The 15839-nt window shown below is 64.9% G+C and carries 17 protein-coding genes and 1 pseudogene; 8 read left to right on the plus strand and 10 right to left on the minus strand.

What is annotated here, in order from left to right; all coding sequences use genetic code 11:
* Window positions 1–243: 243 nt before the first annotated feature.
* From XH88_RS03495 to XH88_RS03510, 4 genes and pseudogenes are all read right to left on the minus strand, one after another.
* Window positions 244–864, minus strand: a complete 621-nt coding sequence (locus tag XH88_RS03495; RefSeq protein ID WP_271614014.1) for a TetR/AcrR family transcriptional regulator — start codon at window positions 862–864, stop codon at window positions 244–246.
* 5 nt (window positions 865–869) lie between these two features.
* Window positions 870–1295: a VOC family protein gene (locus XH88_RS03500; protein WP_271614015.1), complete on the minus strand. Its 426-nt coding sequence runs from the start codon at window positions 1293–1295 to the stop codon at window positions 870–872.
* Between the two features lie 469 nt (window positions 1296–1764).
* On the minus strand, window positions 1765–3132 hold the full coding sequence (locus XH88_RS03505) for an amidase (RefSeq protein ID WP_271614016.1): 1368 nt from the start codon (window positions 3130–3132) through the stop codon (window positions 1765–1767).
* Between the two features lie 64 nt (window positions 3133–3196).
* Window positions 3197–3977, minus strand: a pseudogene (locus XH88_RS03510) (MFS transporter); the annotation flags it as partial.
* Between the two features lie 26 nt (window positions 3978–4003).
* Here XH88_RS03510 and XH88_RS03515 point away from each other — a divergent pair.
* On the plus strand, window positions 4004–4339 hold the full coding sequence (locus XH88_RS03515) for a hydroxyisourate hydrolase (protein WP_271614018.1): 336 nt from the start codon (window positions 4004–4006) through the stop codon (window positions 4337–4339).
* Here XH88_RS03515 and XH88_RS03520 read toward each other — a convergent pair whose 3' ends face one another.
* Genes XH88_RS03520 through XH88_RS03535 form a run of 4 tightly spaced genes read right to left on the minus strand, consistent with a single transcriptional unit; the run spans window position 4340 to window position 8199 of the window.
* On the minus strand, window positions 4340–5155 hold the full coding sequence (locus XH88_RS03520; RefSeq protein ID WP_271614019.1) for an ABC transporter permease: 816 nt from the start codon (window positions 5153–5155) through the stop codon (window positions 4340–4342).
* Window positions 5155–6018: an ABC transporter permease gene (locus XH88_RS03525; RefSeq protein WP_271614020.1), complete on the minus strand. Its 864-nt coding sequence runs from the start codon at window positions 6016–6018 to the stop codon at window positions 5155–5157. The genes XH88_RS03520 and XH88_RS03525 overlap by 1 nt, the downstream gene beginning before the upstream one ends.
* A 9-nt stretch (window positions 6019–6027) precedes the next feature.
* Window positions 6028–7074 carry an ABC transporter substrate-binding protein gene (locus XH88_RS03530; protein ID WP_271614021.1) on the minus strand — a complete coding sequence of 349 codons (1047 nt, stop codon included), beginning with the start codon at window positions 7072–7074 and terminating at the stop codon, window positions 6028–6030.
* Between the two features lie 30 nt (window positions 7075–7104).
* Window positions 7105–8199, minus strand: a complete 1095-nt coding sequence (locus XH88_RS03535) for an ABC transporter ATP-binding protein (protein ID WP_271614022.1) — start codon at window positions 8197–8199, stop codon at window positions 7105–7107.
* An 88-nt stretch (window positions 8200–8287) separates the two neighbouring features.
* Between XH88_RS03535 and XH88_RS03540 the strand changes: the two genes are divergently transcribed.
* Window positions 8288–8962, plus strand: a complete 675-nt coding sequence (locus XH88_RS03540; protein WP_271614023.1) for an amidase — start codon at window positions 8288–8290, stop codon at window positions 8960–8962.
* Window positions 8908–9393: an amidase family protein gene (locus XH88_RS03545; RefSeq protein WP_442868411.1), complete on the plus strand. Its 486-nt coding sequence runs from the start codon at window positions 8908–8910 to the stop codon at window positions 9391–9393. The genes XH88_RS03540 and XH88_RS03545 overlap by 55 nt, the downstream gene beginning before the upstream one ends.
* On the opposite strand, the gene XH88_RS03550 is transcribed toward XH88_RS03545, so the two are convergent.
* Window positions 9394–10143 carry an aspartate/glutamate racemase family protein gene (locus tag XH88_RS03550; RefSeq protein ID WP_271614025.1) on the minus strand — a complete coding sequence of 250 codons (750 nt, stop codon included), beginning with the start codon at window positions 10141–10143 and terminating at the stop codon, window positions 9394–9396.
* A gap of 2 nt (window positions 10144–10145) precedes the next feature.
* Window positions 10146–10853, minus strand: a complete 708-nt coding sequence (locus XH88_RS03555; RefSeq protein ID WP_271614026.1) for a GntR family transcriptional regulator — start codon at window positions 10851–10853, stop codon at window positions 10146–10148.
* Window positions 10854–11051: 198 nt separating this feature from the next.
* Between XH88_RS03555 and XH88_RS03560 the strand changes: the two genes are divergently transcribed.
* From XH88_RS03560 to hydA, 5 genes are read left to right on the plus strand one after another with little or no spacing between them, the layout of a single operon-like run.
* Window positions 11052–12056 (plus strand): ABC transporter substrate-binding protein, encoded by a 1005-nt coding sequence (locus XH88_RS03560; RefSeq protein WP_271614027.1) that lies wholly within the window; start codon window positions 11052–11054, stop codon window positions 12054–12056.
* Window positions 12040–12891 carry an ABC transporter permease gene (locus XH88_RS03565; RefSeq protein ID WP_271614028.1) on the plus strand — a complete coding sequence of 284 codons (852 nt, stop codon included), beginning with the start codon at window positions 12040–12042 and terminating at the stop codon, window positions 12889–12891. The genes XH88_RS03560 and XH88_RS03565 overlap by 17 nt, the downstream gene beginning before the upstream one ends.
* Window positions 12891–13667 carry an ABC transporter ATP-binding protein gene (locus tag XH88_RS03570; RefSeq protein ID WP_271614029.1) on the plus strand — a complete coding sequence of 259 codons (777 nt, stop codon included), beginning with the start codon at window positions 12891–12893 and terminating at the stop codon, window positions 13665–13667. The genes XH88_RS03565 and XH88_RS03570 overlap by 1 nt, the downstream gene beginning before the upstream one ends.
* Window positions 13668–13676: 9 nt before the next feature.
* Window positions 13677–14408, plus strand: coding sequence for a maleate cis-trans isomerase family protein (locus XH88_RS03575; protein WP_271614030.1), 732 nt, complete (start codon window positions 13677–13679; stop codon window positions 14406–14408).
* An 11-nt stretch (window positions 14409–14419) separates the two neighbouring features.
* The gene (gene hydA, locus XH88_RS03580; protein WP_271614031.1) at window positions 14420–15829 is read left to right on the plus strand and encodes a dihydropyrimidinase; all 1410 of its coding nucleotides are present in this window, start codon (window positions 14420–14422) and stop codon (window positions 15827–15829) included.
* The last annotated feature ends 10 nt before the right edge of the window (window positions 15830–15839 follow it).

The following is a 15839-nucleotide window of genomic DNA, read 5'->3' on the forward strand; positions in this document are numbered from 1 at the left end:
TCGGCGTGTCGGCCCCTTCTCCAAGTCATTGATTTGACGGTTCTTCCGACGGTTTGACAAAAGTCGCAAGACGCGACGGAGAAAAGACCGTCGGGAATTGTGATCGTTCTGACGGTCTTTTTCTGAGACCGGTAGCTCGTGTCCCGAGTGCTTGAGAACGCGTGAATTGTCGTAGTTGGCCTACGATACGGACCGCGAGTCGAAATTGGCGGAGAGCCGAATTAGCGGCGGTGGCCGTGCCTATCAGCCGCTCGAATTGAAGACGGTGTCGATCAAGGTGGGAACGCGCTCCTCGGGAAATGGTGCGTTCGTCATCAATCGACAAAAGAAGATAGCGCCGAGCAGCGCGAAAGCCGCGAGCTCCGGATCGATGCGAGGCGGGAAATCTCCCGTGGCAATTCCATCGGCGATCAACGCGATGGTCGGTTTGCGCGCTTCGGTCTGGAAATGGTGATGAAACCGTCGCACGGCGCGGTCCCGCTCCGCCCCCTCGATGAGAGCCGGAAGACAAGACGAGAAGGGTGAATCGGAAACGACATCGGCGACATGGCGAAGAACGCGCTCAAGTTTTTCGCGCGGCGAGCCGGTAACAAGCTCCGGATCTCGCTGTTGCTGAAGCAGCTTAAACGCATCAGCGATCAGCGCGATCTTGTCTGGCCAATGCCGGTAGATCGTGGCTTTGCCGACGCCGGCACGACGCGCGACGGATTCTATGGTGAGCGAGCCATAACCCGACTCACTAAGCTCATCGAGTGCTGCCTGCAGTATGACCTGGCGGGAGCGCTCGATTCTTGGATCAACCGCGGGCTTCGGTCGGGACTCAATCACTTTGGGGGGTGACCTTCGACGCGCAACGCGTTGCATGCTGCTCAGTTTTTATCCCCTTTCGAAGCCGAGCCGGGGGCACGATAGGCCGCTGTATTAGCCTCAAACAGCTCGACGAGATTTCCGGATGGGTCTTCCAGTAAGATCTGTTTGCCGCCGGTGCCCTGAACGATTTCGTTGCGAAAGCGCGCGCCCGCGGCCTTGAGCTGCGCAATGCTCCCGTCAAGATCGTCGACGAGAAGGTGGATGCGGTTCCAGCCGCCCGGCGTCTGCTGCTCGCCTGAGGGCATCGGCGCACCGCCGCCAACGCCGCGGCCCTGTGGCTGCGTCAGATAGAGATGCATGTCGCCGCGCGATATCTCGGCGAAGCCCGGCGCCGGGTGCATCTCGAGCTTGAAGCCGAGACGGCCGGTGTAGAAGTCGATCGCGGCTTTCACGTCGTTTACGATGTAGCGGAAACACGCCGCCATGGTTTCGTCCTTCCTTGCTCAGTTTGATACCTATAGAACGTATTCGTCTCGTAGCGATACGTCAACGTATCATAAAGCCTGGACGCTTGACGGTCTATTTTGCAGGTAGCTTTGGGTGTGGTGAGCTCCTTCGTAGGAGAGAGAGCTGGTTGAAGGATCGCGGTGTTCCACCGGTTTTGGCCGACGGAGTACCACGTCGAGCGATAGCGTGCAGAAGAGCTGGAGCTGCTCCAGCCGGGGAATGCCCGGGACGAGTGCTGGGCATGAGGCTGGCAGGACCAGCGCTCCAGTCGGCCTGATCAAGTTGACCTGGAGTTCGGTCTGGAGGGGCTTCCAGGCCTTTGATGCAGAGTATGCCGCCCGTGTGCCGCTGGCGAAAGAACGCCGGATAGAACGCATAGCGCTCGAGGAAAAGGCTCATGACAGCCAGCGCGAGCAGGCCTTCGGAAGAGACATTCAACGGCAGGATCTAGGTTCGCAACAAGGCCTCGATCTCTTGCGCTGCTTCAAGGAGCGTGCGGTCCTGTCCGCGCCTGGCGATGATCTGCAGGCCGTACGGAAGGCCGCGAGGATCCGTTCCGCATGGAATCGAGATTGCCGGCAGACGGGCATGATTGACAAAGGCAGTAAACACCGCGTGCCCCCGTGGGCTCGCAGGCTTTCCACCGATCATGTCAGGGCCCAGTTGAGTCAGCGGCCAAGCGACGCAGGGGACGGTCGGGGTCAGCAGCAGGTCGACGTCGGTGAAGAAGGCCGCGAAGGCATTGGCGACCGCGCCGCTCGCGACCAGAGCTCCAGCGACTTCTGCGCCCGACCAGGAAAGGCCGCGTTCGATCTGCTTGGCGACATCAGGATCGAATATGGTCGGGTCCTTGCGGAACGCGCCCCCATAGAGCGCTGCGAGACCCGCGTGTTGGAGTGGCATTATGACGTCTTCGGTCGCGCCTGTCGGCCAGATCGGATCGCGCGGCATGATGTGTAATTTCGCGGCGGAAAGGTGGTCGACAGCAGAGGCAACTCCATTCGCGACGATGTCGTCGACCGCGACGTCGAGGCCAAGACGCGGCGAGAATGCCATACGCAAGCCGGCTATGTTTTCGACCTGGGATGCAACGACGGCGGAATCCGGGTCGCGCGGATCGGCTCCGACCATTGCCTCGAACGCCAACGCGATATCGGCCACGTCAGATGCGATCGGTGCAATGACCGAGAGACCGAAGAATGGTTCGGCGAAACCAGGCCCATAGGGGATCGCGCCGTAGGACGGCTTGAAGCCGGCGACGCCGACATGGGCCGGCGGTCTGCGGCTGGAGCCGCCGGCATCGGTGCCGATCGCGAGCGGCACAAGGCCGGCTGCGACCGCCGCAGCGGGGCCGCCGGACGAGCCGCCTGGCGTCAGCGCGGGATCGCGCGGATGGCGTGTGGGTCCGTACAGCTGAGAGGTCGTGACGCCCTTGCAGGCAAATTCCGACGTCGCGCCGATGCCGACGATGACGGCGCCAGCCTTGCGCAGTCGCCCGATCGCGATCGCATCCTGCGGCGCGACAAAATCGGCGAGCAGGCGCGAGCCCTGAGTCACGCGCCAGCCGCCGGCCCAGAGGTTGTCCTTGACGACGATGGGCACGCCGGCGAGCGGCATGGTCTCGCCGGCGCGCAGGCGGTCGTCGACCGCCGCAGCATCTGCCAGCGTGCGCGCGGGATCGATGGTCACCACCGCGTTGAGCGCCTTGGCCGCCTCGATCCGGGCGAGTGCGGCCTTGGCGGTGTCGACTGCGCTGGTCCGTCCGGCCGTCACATCCACCGCGAGCTCGCGCGCGCTATTGACCGGTCTTGTCATGGCTTACCCAGATCAATGCCAATGTGCCGCAGAGCGCGAGGGAGGCTAAGGCGACGAAGGCCGCGCCGAGGCTGACCGCGGCGTCCAGGATGCCGGCCTCGATACGGCTGAGGCCGAGCTCGCGCGTGCCGATCATGACGAAGACGGTGTTGAGCGAAACCTGCATCGCGCTGAACGGCATCCAGGCCAGCGCCAGCATCGCGATGCGCCGGTCCGCCGTCATCAGCGCCAGGCGAGCGCGGAGATCGAGGTTGGGAGGCGGAAATGACCTTTCCGGCATAGGCCGGCCGCAGCTGTTCGAACAGCGCGATGGCCAGCAGCGCCAGGGCCGCAACGACGGCATAGCACCAGGCCGATCCGAATGCGACGGCGATCGCGGGCAGGGCCAACGAGCCGCAGACCGCGCCGATCTGGTTGCCGGTCTGGCGCACTGAAAACACGAAGGCGCGCCGCTCGGGGGTGACGAGCCGTGCCAGCAGCGCCGCGCTTGCGGGCGTCTCGGGCCCCATGGCGAGGCCGAGGCAGAAGCCCGCGGCCAGCAGGGCAGCGCTCGATCCGAGCGAAGCCAGTGCCATGCCGACGACGATGGCCGCCGCGCATAGGCTCGCGATCCGCAGCGAGCCGACCCGGGCGATGAAGCCGCCGCCCCAGAACGAGGCAGGGATGCCGACGGCGAATACCGCGCAGGAGAACATCGAGAGCTGCCACACCTCGATATGGGCGCGCGGCGCGACCACGCCCGGAGCGAACAGCGCGAGCGCCACCAGCGCCTGAAGCGAGGTCATCGCCCCAAGGGCGGGCAGCAGTGCGGGTGCTGGCCGAATGGGATTGTTTGCGTCTACCATGCTGCTGCACTCAGGGGAGGAACGTGGTGGCAGGCGGCATTTCCATTCACGCAGTCGATGTGGCGAGCGGCCGTCCCGCGCAGGGCCTGCGCGCCGAGATCTGGCGGATCGATCCGGACTCGCTGCGCATCGCCGATGGGCGGCTCGGCGCCGACGGCATGCTCGATCATTCCGTGGCGCAGGGTGCCGGTGTGACGGCAGGCGAGTACGAGGTGCTGTTTCATCTCGGCGAGTTCTTCGGCGAGCGCGACGGCTTCCTGACCGTGGCGCCATTTCGCTTCCGTATCAAGAACGTTGACGACCATTTTCATCTGCCGCTGAAATTCACGCGCTGGGGCTATTCGCTGTTCCGCGGGGCCTGATCAATTCGTCAGCCGCCGCGACAGGCCGGTGAAGCGCTCCATGATCGCGACCAGCGCCACGGTTGCAATGATCAGCACGCCCGACAGCGCGGCGATTGTGACATCGAGCTTTCCCTCGAGATCCTGCCACATCCGGATCGGCAGCATGTCGGTGGCGGCGTCACGCAGGAACAGCGAGACCGGCACATTGTCGAACGACGACATGAAGGCGATGAAGGCACCCGCGATGATGCCCGGCCGGATCAACGGCAGGACGATGCGGCGGAACGTATACAGGCGGCTTGCGCCGAGCACCGCCGAGCTTTCGAGCAGGGTCGGTTCGAGCTGGGCGAGCGCGGCCACCGTGTTGCGCACGACATAGGGCACGCAGACCACGGTGTGGCCGATCACCAGCGTCAGCGGCGAGACCGGCAGGCCGACCAGCGAGAACAGCATCAGGGCAGCGAGGCCGAAGGCGAGCGCGGGGAGTACCAGCGGCGACATGAAGAGGGAATCGAGCAGCCGCGCCGACAGCGCCCGCGACCGCGAGATCGCAAGAGCGGCCGCAACACCGAGCACGATCGAGAGGCCGGTTGCCCACACCGCCACGATAAGGCTGTTGCGGGCGGCAAAATGCAGCTGCCACGCGTCCCAGAGCTCGGCGTACCAGCGCAACGAATAGCCTGGCGGCGGGAATTTGAGCGAGAAGCCGCTGGTGAAGGAGACGATCAGCACCACGAGCGACGGTGCGATGATCAAGATCAGCGCGATCACCGCCATTGCGGTCATGACCAGTTCGAAGCTGATCGCTTCGAGCGTGCGCTTGCGCCCGCTCATCACGTTCCTCCATAGCCGCGCGACAGGCGGCCGAGCGTGGTGAAGACTGAGACGACCGCGAGTACGGCGAGCAGGAAGATGATCGAGATCGCGGCTGCAAACGGCCAGTTCTGGAGCGTTGAAGCCTGCTGATAGAGGTACATCGGCATGAACAGCATCTGCCCGCCGCCGACCAGCGACTGGGTGATGAAGGCGGTGATCGCGGCGGCATAGGTCAGCGTGCATCCGGCGATCACGCCGGGCAGCGACAACGGCAGCACGATGCGGAAGAAGGTGCGCCAGCTGCCGGCGCCGAGCGAGCAGGAGGCGTCGTCGAGATTGGGATCGATGCGCCCGAGCGCCGTGATGAGCGGCAGCGTCATCAGCGGCATCTGCACCTGCGCGAGCGCAATCACCACGCCGAACTGGGTGTAGAGCAGCTTCAAGGGCGTATTGATGATGCCGAGCGATTGCAGCGTCGCATTGATGATGCCCTGGCGACCGAGAATGACGATCCAGGCGAAGGTGCGCACCACGACGCTGGTCAGAAGCGGCAGCAGCACGATCAGGATGATAATGGTCTGAAGCCTGGGCCCGACCCGCTGGTAGAGCCAGGCGAGGGGAAAGCCGAGCATGAGGCAGACCAAGGTTACCTCGGCTCCCAGCAGCAGCGTCGAGCCGAGCACGCCGAGGCTGAAGGGATCGGTGAGGAAGTGCTGGTACTGGCTGAGCCCCCAATGGAGCCCGGCCGTGTCGTTATGCAGGGACAGCCAGAGCAGCTGCAGCAGCGGCGCGACGAAGAAGACCAGGAAGAACAGCGCCAGCGGCACTGCCAGTCCCATACCGTAGGACGTCACGTCGCGTGAAGCCGGCGCCGCGCCCATGGCGGGATCCTAGATCTTGATCTCGCGGTTGAAGCGCTCGATCCAGGCCGAGCGCTGCTCGTTGATCTTTTTCCAGTCCTGGAACACGAATTTCTGCTTCAGCTCTGCGGTGTCCTTGGCCAGCACGCGCGCGATCTCGCCGCCCATCGTCACCTTGGAATTGGTCGGCACGATCAGATAGGGCGGGTTCATCAGCGTGGCCTGCACCTCCGGCGTCAGTGCCGCCTCGATCAGATTGAAGGCGAGCTCGCGGTTCGCCGAGTTCTTGACGATGTGGATCGTGGTCTTGAAGGCGATGGCGCCTTCCTTCGGCGCCACGAACTCGACCGGCACGCCGCGGGCTTTCAGGATCTGGATCGCGTTGAAATTGCCGGGCGAGATGTCGATCTGGCCCTGCTGGAACAGCGTCGCGAGTGCGCCCGGATTGGCGGCAACGGCGGCCAGATTTGGCTTCAGCTCCTCCAGCGCTTTGAAGCCGGGATCGACGTTGGCCTCAGAGCCGCCGCGCATCTTGGCGATCTCGACCAGCCAGCCGGTGCCGAGCGTCGAATTGAGGTTGGTGATGCCGACACGGCCCTTGAACTCGGGCTTCCAGAGGTCGGCCCACGAGGTCGGCGGCGTCTTGACCGCTTCCGGATTGTAGGTGAGGCCGACGACCTGGAAGAACGGGGCAGGGCCCATGGGCTCCTGCGCCTCGGCAATCAGGTCTTTGTAACAGGCGCTCTTCTCGATCGGATAGGGCTCGACCAGGTCCTGACCGATCGCGACGAGGGCGGGACCGGGATCGTGCAGCATGACGTCGATCGGCGGGTTAGCCTTGGCGGCATTGACCTTGGCGATCTGGTCGACCGACAGCATGGGGTCGAGCACGATCGTCGCATCGGCGTTGGCCTTGCGGAACGCCGGCACCAGCACGGCCTTGTGCGCCTCCTCCCAGCTTCCGGTGAACGTCGCGAACACCAGCGGACGGGCCTGGGCGTAGCTCAGTCCGGGAAACGCCTTCATGGCGCCGAGTGTGAGCGCGGTCGTCAGCAGGCTTCGGCGGTTTATAATCATGTCGAACTCCCTCTCAGACAAGGACTGGATCTAAAGCGTGGCGGGAAAGGCGTTGGCGAGCGACGGGGCGAGCGGCGCAAGGCGGACCGCCGCGCCGCTTTCCAGCGCGCGCGTCTCGCCGAAACGGGCCTGCGAGACCTTCACGCCGGAACCGTCGGCGGTCGTGACCTCGTGGACGACGGTGGCCCCGAGCGGCAGCGACATGCCCACCACGCCGGCAAAGCCGGTCTCGTCACCGACGAATTGCAGATGCTCCGGACGGATGCAGACGGTGACGCGGCCGCCCTCGGTGAGGGCGCCTGCCGCAGGACGCGCGATGATCTCCGCACCGGCATCGAGGCGGACCTTCGCAGCCGCGCGATCCGCCGACACCACGACGCCGGGCATGCGGTTGGTCGATCCGACAAACGTATTCACGAACAGCGTCTGTGGCCGGTCGTAGACGTCGGACGGTGTGCCGAACTGCTCGAGCTTGCCATGGCTGAGCACGGCGACGCGATCGGCCATCGACAGCGCCTCCTCCTGGTCGTGCGTCACGATCAGCGTGGTGATGCCGGAGACGCGCTGCAGCCGTTTGACCTCGATCTGCATGTCCAGCCGCAAATTCTTGTCGAGCGCGGCAAAGGGCTCGTCGAGCAGCAGGATCGATGGCCTGATCGCGAGCGCGCGGGCCAGCGCGACGCGCTGCTGCTGGCCGCCGGAGAGCTGCCGCGGCAGCCGTTCGGCCATAGTCGGAAGTTGTACCAGCTCCAGCAACCGCTGTGCCTCGCGCTGGCGGTCGGCCTTGTCGATGCCGCGGGCGGCGAGGCCATAGGAGACGTTCTCGCTGATGGAGAGGTGCGGGAACAGCGCGTAGTTCTGGAACACGATGCCGACCGAGCGGCGGTTCGGCGGCAGCGCATCGACGATGCCGTCACCGATGATGATCCGCCCCTGTGTCTGCGCGATGAAGCCGGCGATGATGCGCAGCAGCGTGGTTTTGCCGCAACCGGATGGGCCAAGCAGAGCAATGATCTCGCCGCCCTTGATGTCGAGATTGATGTTCTCGACCGCGAGCGCGCCGCTCGGATAGCGGTGGGTCACTGCATCGACGACGAGCGATCGTCCGCTAGGCGCATCAACCATGGTGTTGCCTCCCGTTGCTCCCAAGGAGAAAGCAAGTCTCGTGCCCGAGCCGGTCGCTTTTCGCCGCCAGCTTTGGCATGGTGGAGCGATGACATCCGATCAACCGATTTGCGACCTCACGGCTACAACCCTTGCGCGCGCCATTGCGGGCGGCGAGCTGTCCTCTCGCGAGGTTGTCGAGGCGCATCTCGCGCGGATTGCGCACAGTGATGGGCACTTGGCGGCATTCATCACGGTCGATGTGGAAGGCGCCCGCCGTGCTGCGGACCTCTGCGACGCCATGCCTGCGCCGGTCGGCCCGCTGCATGGCGTGCCCGTCGCCATCAAGGACCTCACCGATACTGCGGGGCTGACCACCACCTATGGGTCGGTGCTGTTTCGCGATCACGTTCCGGCCGAAGATGATGTGGTGGTGGCGCGGCTGCGGCGCGCCGGCGCGATCATGCTGGGAAAGACCAACACACCCGAATTCGGCTTCGGCGCGGTCTGCACCAACAAGATATGTGGTCCGACTCGAAATCCGTTTGAGCCCGCGCTGACCTCCGACGGATCGTCCGGCGGTGCGGCCGTTGCGGTCGCAGCCGGCATGGTGCCGCTCGCGCATGGCACCGATTTCGGCGGCTCGGTGCGCACGCCCGCGAGCTTCTGCGACGTCGCCTCGATCCGGCCGACGCCCGGGCGTATCCCATTGCCGCGCCGTCCGCTCGGCTGGGACACGCTGGCCGCGCCGCGCACATTTTCAATAGTCATGGCGAGTTGCTGAGGACGCGGCGTGCCGAGCTCACGCCCGCCGTGATCTGGAATATCGAGGCCGGCGCAAAACTCTCGGCCGAGGATTACCTCAACGCCGAGCGTCGTCGCACCGTGATCTATCGCAGTTTTTGCGAGCTGTTCACGGGCGCCGATTTCGTGGCCGCGCCTGCCGCGTCCGTTTTCCCCTGGCCGAACCAGATCAGCGACGTCATGGCGATCGACGGCACGGCGCTGGAGACGCCGATCGATTATCTCGCCGTCACCTTCATCGTCTCGCTGGTTGGCTTTCCGGTCCTGACCCTGCCGGCGCGGCGCGAGAAGAACGAGCTGCCCTTCGGCATCCAGATCATCGCGCCGCCGGGTTGCGAATCCCGCTTGTTTGCCTTTGGCCGTGCCATCGAAAATGAATTGGGTTTTTCGCATCGCCGGCCGCCTCTCTGATCAGCTGTCGCGATGCTCGAGCCTCGCGGCGAGCGCGTCGGCAAGACCTATGGTGGGCTTGGCGGCGGGCCGGCGGAACGTGCCGGCTGTTGCCTTGCGCAGGCGCAATGCGACCAGCGCCTCCGCCTGCTTCACGGCGGCGACGACCTGATCGACGACGGGAGCGGGGATCCGGTCGGCAATGCGCTCGGCGAGACCCGAGAGCGGCGCGCCTGCGAAGATCAGGACGTCGGCCTCGTCATCGACGATGGCACGCTGGGCGAGTTCGACGAGAAGATCTTCCTTCTCGGTGCCCACCTCGGAGATCGCCTGGAACGGCGCATCGAGCATGCGGATTCCGGCGCAGCGCTCACGCAGGCCGTGATCGCGGACGCATTCTTCGTACCAGGGGCCCAGCGCCTGCGCGAAGGTGACGATGGCAAAGCGCCGGCCGGCCATGCACGCGGTCAGCATCGCGGCTTCGGCCATGCCGACCACGGGAATGTCAAATGTCTCGCGCGCGGCGAACAGGCCAGGATCGCCGAAGGCCGCGATGATCGCTGCGTCGACCTTCTTGTGCTGCTCGGCCAGCATCTCCAGCGCGATGGCGCCGCCGATCTGCGCCTCAGTCCGCGTCGAGATATAGGGCACGCCGCGGGTCGCGGTGCAGGGGATGATCTCGGTGCCTGATGAGGCCGCGCCCCGTCCGACACTCACCATCAGCTCGGTGACGGAGGTGCTGGTGTTGGGGTTGAGCAGCAGCAGCTTCATGATCAGGCCGCAGTCAGCTTGGGCTTGGGCGCGAGAGTCTCTAGCAGCGCGGTGCCGGTCTGGCGGACATGGGCGCCGAGCAGGCGGCCCGCCGCTTCGCTGTCGCGCGCCTCGAGGGCCGCAAGGATGTTGGCATGCTCGTCGACCGAATTGCTCCAGCGCTTGTCGGCGCCAAGCGCCAGATAACGCGCGCGTTCGGCACGGGAGATCAGCGTTTCGTGCGCTTCCCGCAGCGGCGTGTTGCGGGCCATGCGGACGATGGTGTTATGGATCTCGCCATTGATCGCAAAATACTCGTCGAGCTTGCCGTTGCGGTGATGGCCTTCCATCCGGGTTTGCAGCGTGCGCAGGCGGGCGAGATCGCGCTCGGTCGCGCGCTCGGCGGCAAGCTCTGCGGCAAGCCGCTCGATGCCGGCGAGGGCCTCGAACAATTCCGAGATGCCGTCCACCGCGATGTCGGCGATGCGCGGGCTGCGGTTGGGACGGAGCTCGATCAAGCCTTCGGCTGCGAGCACCTTCATGGCCTCGCGCAGCGGCGTTCGCGAGACGCCGAGTTCCTTCGACAGCTTTGTCTCCTGGGTCTGCGACCCGGGCGGCAGCTCGCCGCGAATGATCATCGTCCGCATTCGCGCAGCGGCGCGTTCATGCAGGCCCATCCTCTTGAGTTTGAGCGACTTTCGTCCCTTCGGGCTTTCCGACTTCTGCTGCACGTGCGCCTCATTGCTTCAGTTCATCCTAGCCGTTTCCGGCTCTATGGCCTGCCTAAAATGATGACGCATGTAGCTGAAAACAATGGCATAGCGCGCAAATTGTATGCAGCATGCAGAATCCCCGTTGCGCTGCCGCGAAGGCCGACCGATGATCTCGCAACACGCGCGAGGTTTCGCGCCTTCGAAACGGAGTGAGCGATGCGGACGGGTTGGCGACTGGGTCTCGTGGCGGTGGCGGCAATACTTCACGGAAGCGATCTTGCATCCGCGCAGACCGCCAAGATCAAGCTCGGCTACGCCAAATGCGCGCACTGCCTGCCGATGTCGCTGATCCCGGGCATGGCAAAGGGCGTCGAGGTCGAGGCCACAGGTTTCAACTCTGGCAACGACGTGCTCACCGCCCTGGTGTCGAAGAGCATCGACGTCGCGCAGGTCACTTACCTGCATTACATCACCGCGCTCGACAAAGGCTTTGACGTCGTCGCGGTCTCCGGTCAGATCAATGGTGGCTCGGAATGTCTGTCGTCGGCGAAGCTGAACCTGCCGCCGGAGGATTGGGTCGCGTTCAAGGCGACCGTTGCGAAAGCGAAGAGCGACGGCCAGCTGCTGAAGGTCGCGGCGTCTCGCGGCAATGCGCAGGACATCCATATGCGCGGTGCGTTCCTCAAGCAGGGCGTCGATCCCAACAAGGACATCCAGTTCATCAACATTCCCAATCCGTCCGATCATCTCGCGGCACTCCAGCGCGGCGAGGTCGACATGATCTGTTCGGTCGAGCCGTTCGCTTCGCAGATCCGGCTCGCCGGGGCCGGCAGGCACTTTGTGCTGCCATATGACCAGGCGGCAGGCAATCTGACCAACCTCATCGTCACCCGTTCTGACGTGATCGCCAGCCAGCGTGCCGGCGTGCAGGGTGTCGTCAGCGCCGTGGTTGAACTCGACAACAAGCTGATCGCCGATAAGGGGCCGTGGATCGAGGTCATCAACAAGCTTACCGGTCTCGACAAGAACGTGGCGACGGAAGCGCTGAACAACGCCTCGCCTGATCCGGCGATCCACCGCTCGCAGACGCTGGCGATCGCCGCGATGATGCGCGATCTCAAGTACATCTCGAAGGACGTCTCCGCGGAAGCGGAGAAGAACATGGACTATTCGTTCCTGGAGAAGGCGACCGGAAAGGCTAGGAATGACCTCGGTTACTGACGTGTCGCCGCCGAAACCGGCGTTTCGATTGACGCGGACGCTCCAGGGGCTCGAACGCCTGATCGTGCCCGCGCTGCTGATCGTCGGCTGGGAGGCCTTCGCCCGCAGCGGCATGCTGCCGCCGGCCTTGCTGCCGGCGCCAAGCGCGGTGCTGCATGCGCTCGGCGATTGGGTGTTCGGCTTCGACGAGACCACGCAGACCTATTCAGGCCACTGGTTGCGCGATGCGCTCGCTAGCGCGCTGCGCGTGTTCGGTGGCTTTGCGCTGGCGAGCGCCCTCGGCATTCTCGCCGGCGTCGCCATCGGCTGGTCGCGCCTGTTCGAGAAGACGCTGGAGCCAACGCTGCAGATGCTGCGGCCGATCCCGCCGGTGTCCTGGATTCCGCTCGCGATCATTTGGTTCGGCATCGCCGACAAGCCCGCGATCTTCCTCGTCTTCCTCGGCGCCTTCTTTCCGGTGCTGATGAACAGCATTCATGGCGTGAAGACCGTTGATCACAATCTCGTTCGTGCCGGCGCGATGATGGGCGCGAGCGGTCGGCAGATGCTGACCGACATCGTGCTGCCGGCGGCGTTGCCGTCGATTTTTGCGGGCCTGCGCATCGCGGTCGGCTCGGCCTGGATGCTGACGGTCACGGCCGAGATGGTCGCGGTGAAGAGCGGCCTCGGCTACGTCCTGTGGGATTCATACTACTTCCTGCGCTACGACATCGTTCTCGCGGCGATGATCTCGATCGGGCTACTCGGCTATCTCTCCGATCTCGGTCTCAAGGCGATCATGGCGCGCACGCTGCGCTGGCAGCAGGCAACCACCGTGCAAGGCAGGGCGGGCTGATGGCGGCAATCGAGCTTCGCAACATCGTCAAGGTGTTTTCGGACAAGCGTCGCGGTCGCGACCTGCTGACGCTGGACAACATCAGTCTCGACATTGAGGCCAATGATTTCGTCTGCCTGCTCGGCCCGTCCGGCTGCGGCAAGTCGACGCTTTTGAACATTATTGCCGGTTTCGAGCAGGCGACCTCAGGCCGCACGCTGGTCGACGGCCAGCAGGTGGAGCGGCCGGGGTCCGACCGCGGCGTCGTCTTCCAGCAGCCGACCCTGATGCCGTGGCTGACGGCGATCGACAACATCGCCTTCCACCTCAAGCTCAGGGGCGTGGCCAGAGCCGAGCGGCATCACCGCGCCATGGAATTCATCGATCTCGTCGGCCTGCGCGGCTTCGAGCGCCATCATCCCTCCGAGATGTCCGGCGGCATGAACCAGCGCGTCGGCATTGCCCGCGCGCTGCTGATGAACCCGAGCGTGATCCTGATGGACGAGCCCTTCGCAGCGCTTGACGCCCAGACCAAGCTCGAAATGCAGGAGGAGCTCGTCGCGATCTGGCAGAGGCGCCGCTGCACCATCGTGTTCGTCACCCATAGTGTCGACGAGGCGCTGGTGCTGGGCAACAAGATCGTCGTGATGACCAGACGCCCAGGGCGGATCCGCGAGGCCGTCAATTTCGACCTGCCGCGCCCGCGCGACATCACCAGTCCGGAATTCAACGACGCCAAGCGCCACATCCTGGCTCTGATTCGCGAGGAGTCGACCCGGCTGGCGCAGGCGTCGTAGAGTAGGCGCATGCGCAAACGCCTCGGCATGATCACGCCGTCGTCGAACACCGTGCTGGAACCCGTCACCAGCGCCATGCTGCACGACGTGCCCGGCGTCTCCGCGCATTTCTCGCGCTTCCGCGTCACCGAGATCGCGCTCGATGAAGCCGCACTGGACCAGTTCGATCCGTCCGTGATGCTTCCGGCGGCGGACCTGCTGGCCGACGCCAAGGTCGATGCCATCGCCTGGAACGGCACGTCGGCGAGCTGGCTCGGGATCGGACGCGATCGCAGCCTGTGCGAGGGGATCACCGCGCGCACGGGCGTTCCGGCGACGACCTCGACACTCGCCTGCATCGAGTCTGCTCGGGCGCTCGGCGCCAAACGGGTCGCGCTGGTTTCGCCTTACACGGACGATGTGCAGCGGCGTATCGGTGAGGTCTGGACGAAGGAGGGGCTCAAGCCTCACGCGGAGCGGCATCTCGGGCTGCGCGACAACTTCTCCTTCGGCGAGGTGGTGCCGGCGGTGATCGCCGACATGATTCGTGCGGTTGCGGCCGAAGGCGCCGACGCCGTTGTTATTCTCTGCACCAATCTCGACGGCGCCGCGCTCGTCGCCCCGCTCGAGGCCGAGCTCAGTATTGTCGTGCTCGATTCGGTCCTGGTGACGCTCTGGCGCACCCTCGCGCTCGCCGGCGGCGACGTCGGCGCGCTTGCCCGGTGGGGCCGCATCTTCCAGACCTCAGCTCACATGAAGTGACGGAGAGCCTTGTGACGCAGCTCGATCTCGCCATTCGCGGCGGCACCATCGTGACGGCCAGCGACGAGTTCCCCGCCGATATCGGCATTCGCAACGGCCGCATCGTCAGCATCGCCGAGCGCATCGAGGGCGCGGCGCGGGAGATCGACGCGACAGGGCTGCTCGCGCTGCCGGGCGGGATCGACAGCCACGTTCATATCTCGCAGCCCTCCGGCCCCGACGTCGTAATGGCCGACGACTTTGCCTCCGCGACGCGCGCGGCGGCGGCCGGCGGCAATACCATGGTGCTGCCCTTTGCGCTCCAGGAGAAGGGCACCTCGCTGCGCACCTGCGTCGAGAACTACCGCAAGCTCGCCGAAGGCGAGTGCTACATCGACGTCGCCTTTCATCTCATCATCTCGGATCCGACGGCCGTCGTGCTCGGTCAGGAGTTGCCGGCCCTCGTCAAGGACGGCTACACCTCGTTCAAGGTGTTCATGACCTATGACGACCTCGTGCTCAGCGACAACCAGCTACTCGAGGTGTTCGAGGTTGCGCGCCGCGAAGAAGCACTGGTGATGGTCCATTGCGAGGGTTACGACGCGATTCGCTTCCTCACCAGCAAGCTCGAGCGCGAAGGCCACATCGCACCCTATTTTCACGGCGTGTCGCGGCCGCAGGCTGTCGAGCGCGAGGCGACGCACCGGGCCATCAGCCATGCCGAGATCGTCGGGGTCCCCATCATGATCGTGCACGTCTCCGGGCGCGAGGCGATGGAGCAGGTGCGCTGGGCCCAGCAGTGCGGACTGCCGGTTCATGCCGAGACCTGCCCGCAATACATCACGCTGACGGCCGACGACATGAAGGGCCTGAACATGGACATCACGGGCGCGAAATATGTCTGCTCGCCGCCGCCGCGCGATGCCGAAAGCCAGCAGGCGATTTGGGAGGGGATCACATCAGGTGTGTTCCAGACCTTCTCCTCGGACCATTGCCCGTTCCGCTACGACGATCCCAAGGGAAAGCTGACGCCGAATGCGCGCACCTCGTTCCGCTGGGTGCCAAACGGCATTCCCGGCGTCGAGACGCGCCTGCCAATTCTGTTCTCCGAGGGGGTGTCGAAGGGTCGGATCAGCTTGCAGAAATTCGTCGAGCTGACCTCGACCAACCATGCACGGATCTATGGTCTCTATCCGCGGAAGGGCTCGATCGGCGTTGGCTTCGACGCCGACATCGTTCTCTGGGATCGCAATCTGAAGAAACCGATCCGCCAAGCCGATCTGCATCACGGCTCGGACTACACGCCGTGGGAAGGGTTCGAGGTCACCGGTTGGCCCGTCACCACCATTGCCCGCGGCCGGGTCGTGTACGAACAGTGCAAGATCGTCGGAGGCAAAGGCGCGGGTGAGGTGCTGAGTCGGGGCAAATCGAGCCTCGTCTGACCAGGCGCAG

The sequence above is a fragment of the Bradyrhizobium sp. CCBAU 51627 genome (assembly GCF_028128765.1).
In the GTDB taxonomy this organism is placed as follows: domain Bacteria; phylum Pseudomonadota; class Alphaproteobacteria; order Rhizobiales; family Xanthobacteraceae; genus Bradyrhizobium.

Excerpts from the sequence above, each read along its gene's own strand:
- XH88_RS03560 (WP_271614027.1), top strand. The coding sequence starts at position 11,052 with ATGCGGACGGGTTGGCGACTGGGTCTCGTGGCGGTGGCGGCAATACTT.
- XH88_RS03520 (WP_271614019.1), bottom strand. The coding sequence starts at position 5,155 with ATGAGCGGGCGCAAGCGCACGCTCGAAGCGATCAGCTTCGAACTGGTC.
- XH88_RS03575 (WP_271614030.1), top strand. The coding sequence starts at position 13,677 with ATGCGCAAACGCCTCGGCATGATCACGCCGTCGTCGAACACCGTGCTG.
- XH88_RS03570 (WP_271614029.1), top strand. The coding sequence starts at position 12,891 with ATGGCGGCAATCGAGCTTCGCAACATCGTCAAGGTGTTTTCGGACAAG.
- XH88_RS03505 (WP_271614016.1), bottom strand. The coding sequence starts at position 3,132 with ATGACAAGACCGGTCAATAGCGCGCGCGAGCTCGCGGTGGATGTGACG.
- XH88_RS03550 (WP_271614025.1), bottom strand. The coding sequence starts at position 10,143 with ATGAAGCTGCTGCTGCTCAACCCCAACACCAGCACCTCCGTCACCGAG.
- XH88_RS03535 (WP_271614022.1), bottom strand. The coding sequence starts at position 8,199 with ATGGTTGATGCGCCTAGCGGACGATCGCTCGTCGTCGATGCAGTGACC.
- XH88_RS03565 (WP_271614028.1), top strand. The coding sequence starts at position 12,040 with ATGACCTCGGTTACTGACGTGTCGCCGCCGAAACCGGCGTTTCGATTG.
- XH88_RS03495 (WP_271614014.1), bottom strand. The coding sequence starts at position 864 with ATGCAACGCGTTGCGCGTCGAAGGTCACCCCCCAAAGTGATTGAGTCC.
- XH88_RS03530 (WP_271614021.1), bottom strand. The coding sequence starts at position 7,074 with ATGATTATAAACCGCCGAAGCCTGCTGACGACCGCGCTCACACTCGGC.
- XH88_RS03540 (WP_271614023.1), top strand. The coding sequence starts at position 8,288 with ATGACATCCGATCAACCGATTTGCGACCTCACGGCTACAACCCTTGCG.
- XH88_RS03525 (WP_271614020.1), bottom strand. The coding sequence starts at position 6,018 with ATGGGCGCGGCGCCGGCTTCACGCGACGTGACGTCCTACGGTATGGGA.
- XH88_RS03500 (WP_271614015.1), bottom strand. The coding sequence starts at position 1,295 with ATGGCGGCGTGTTTCCGCTACATCGTAAACGACGTGAAAGCCGCGATC.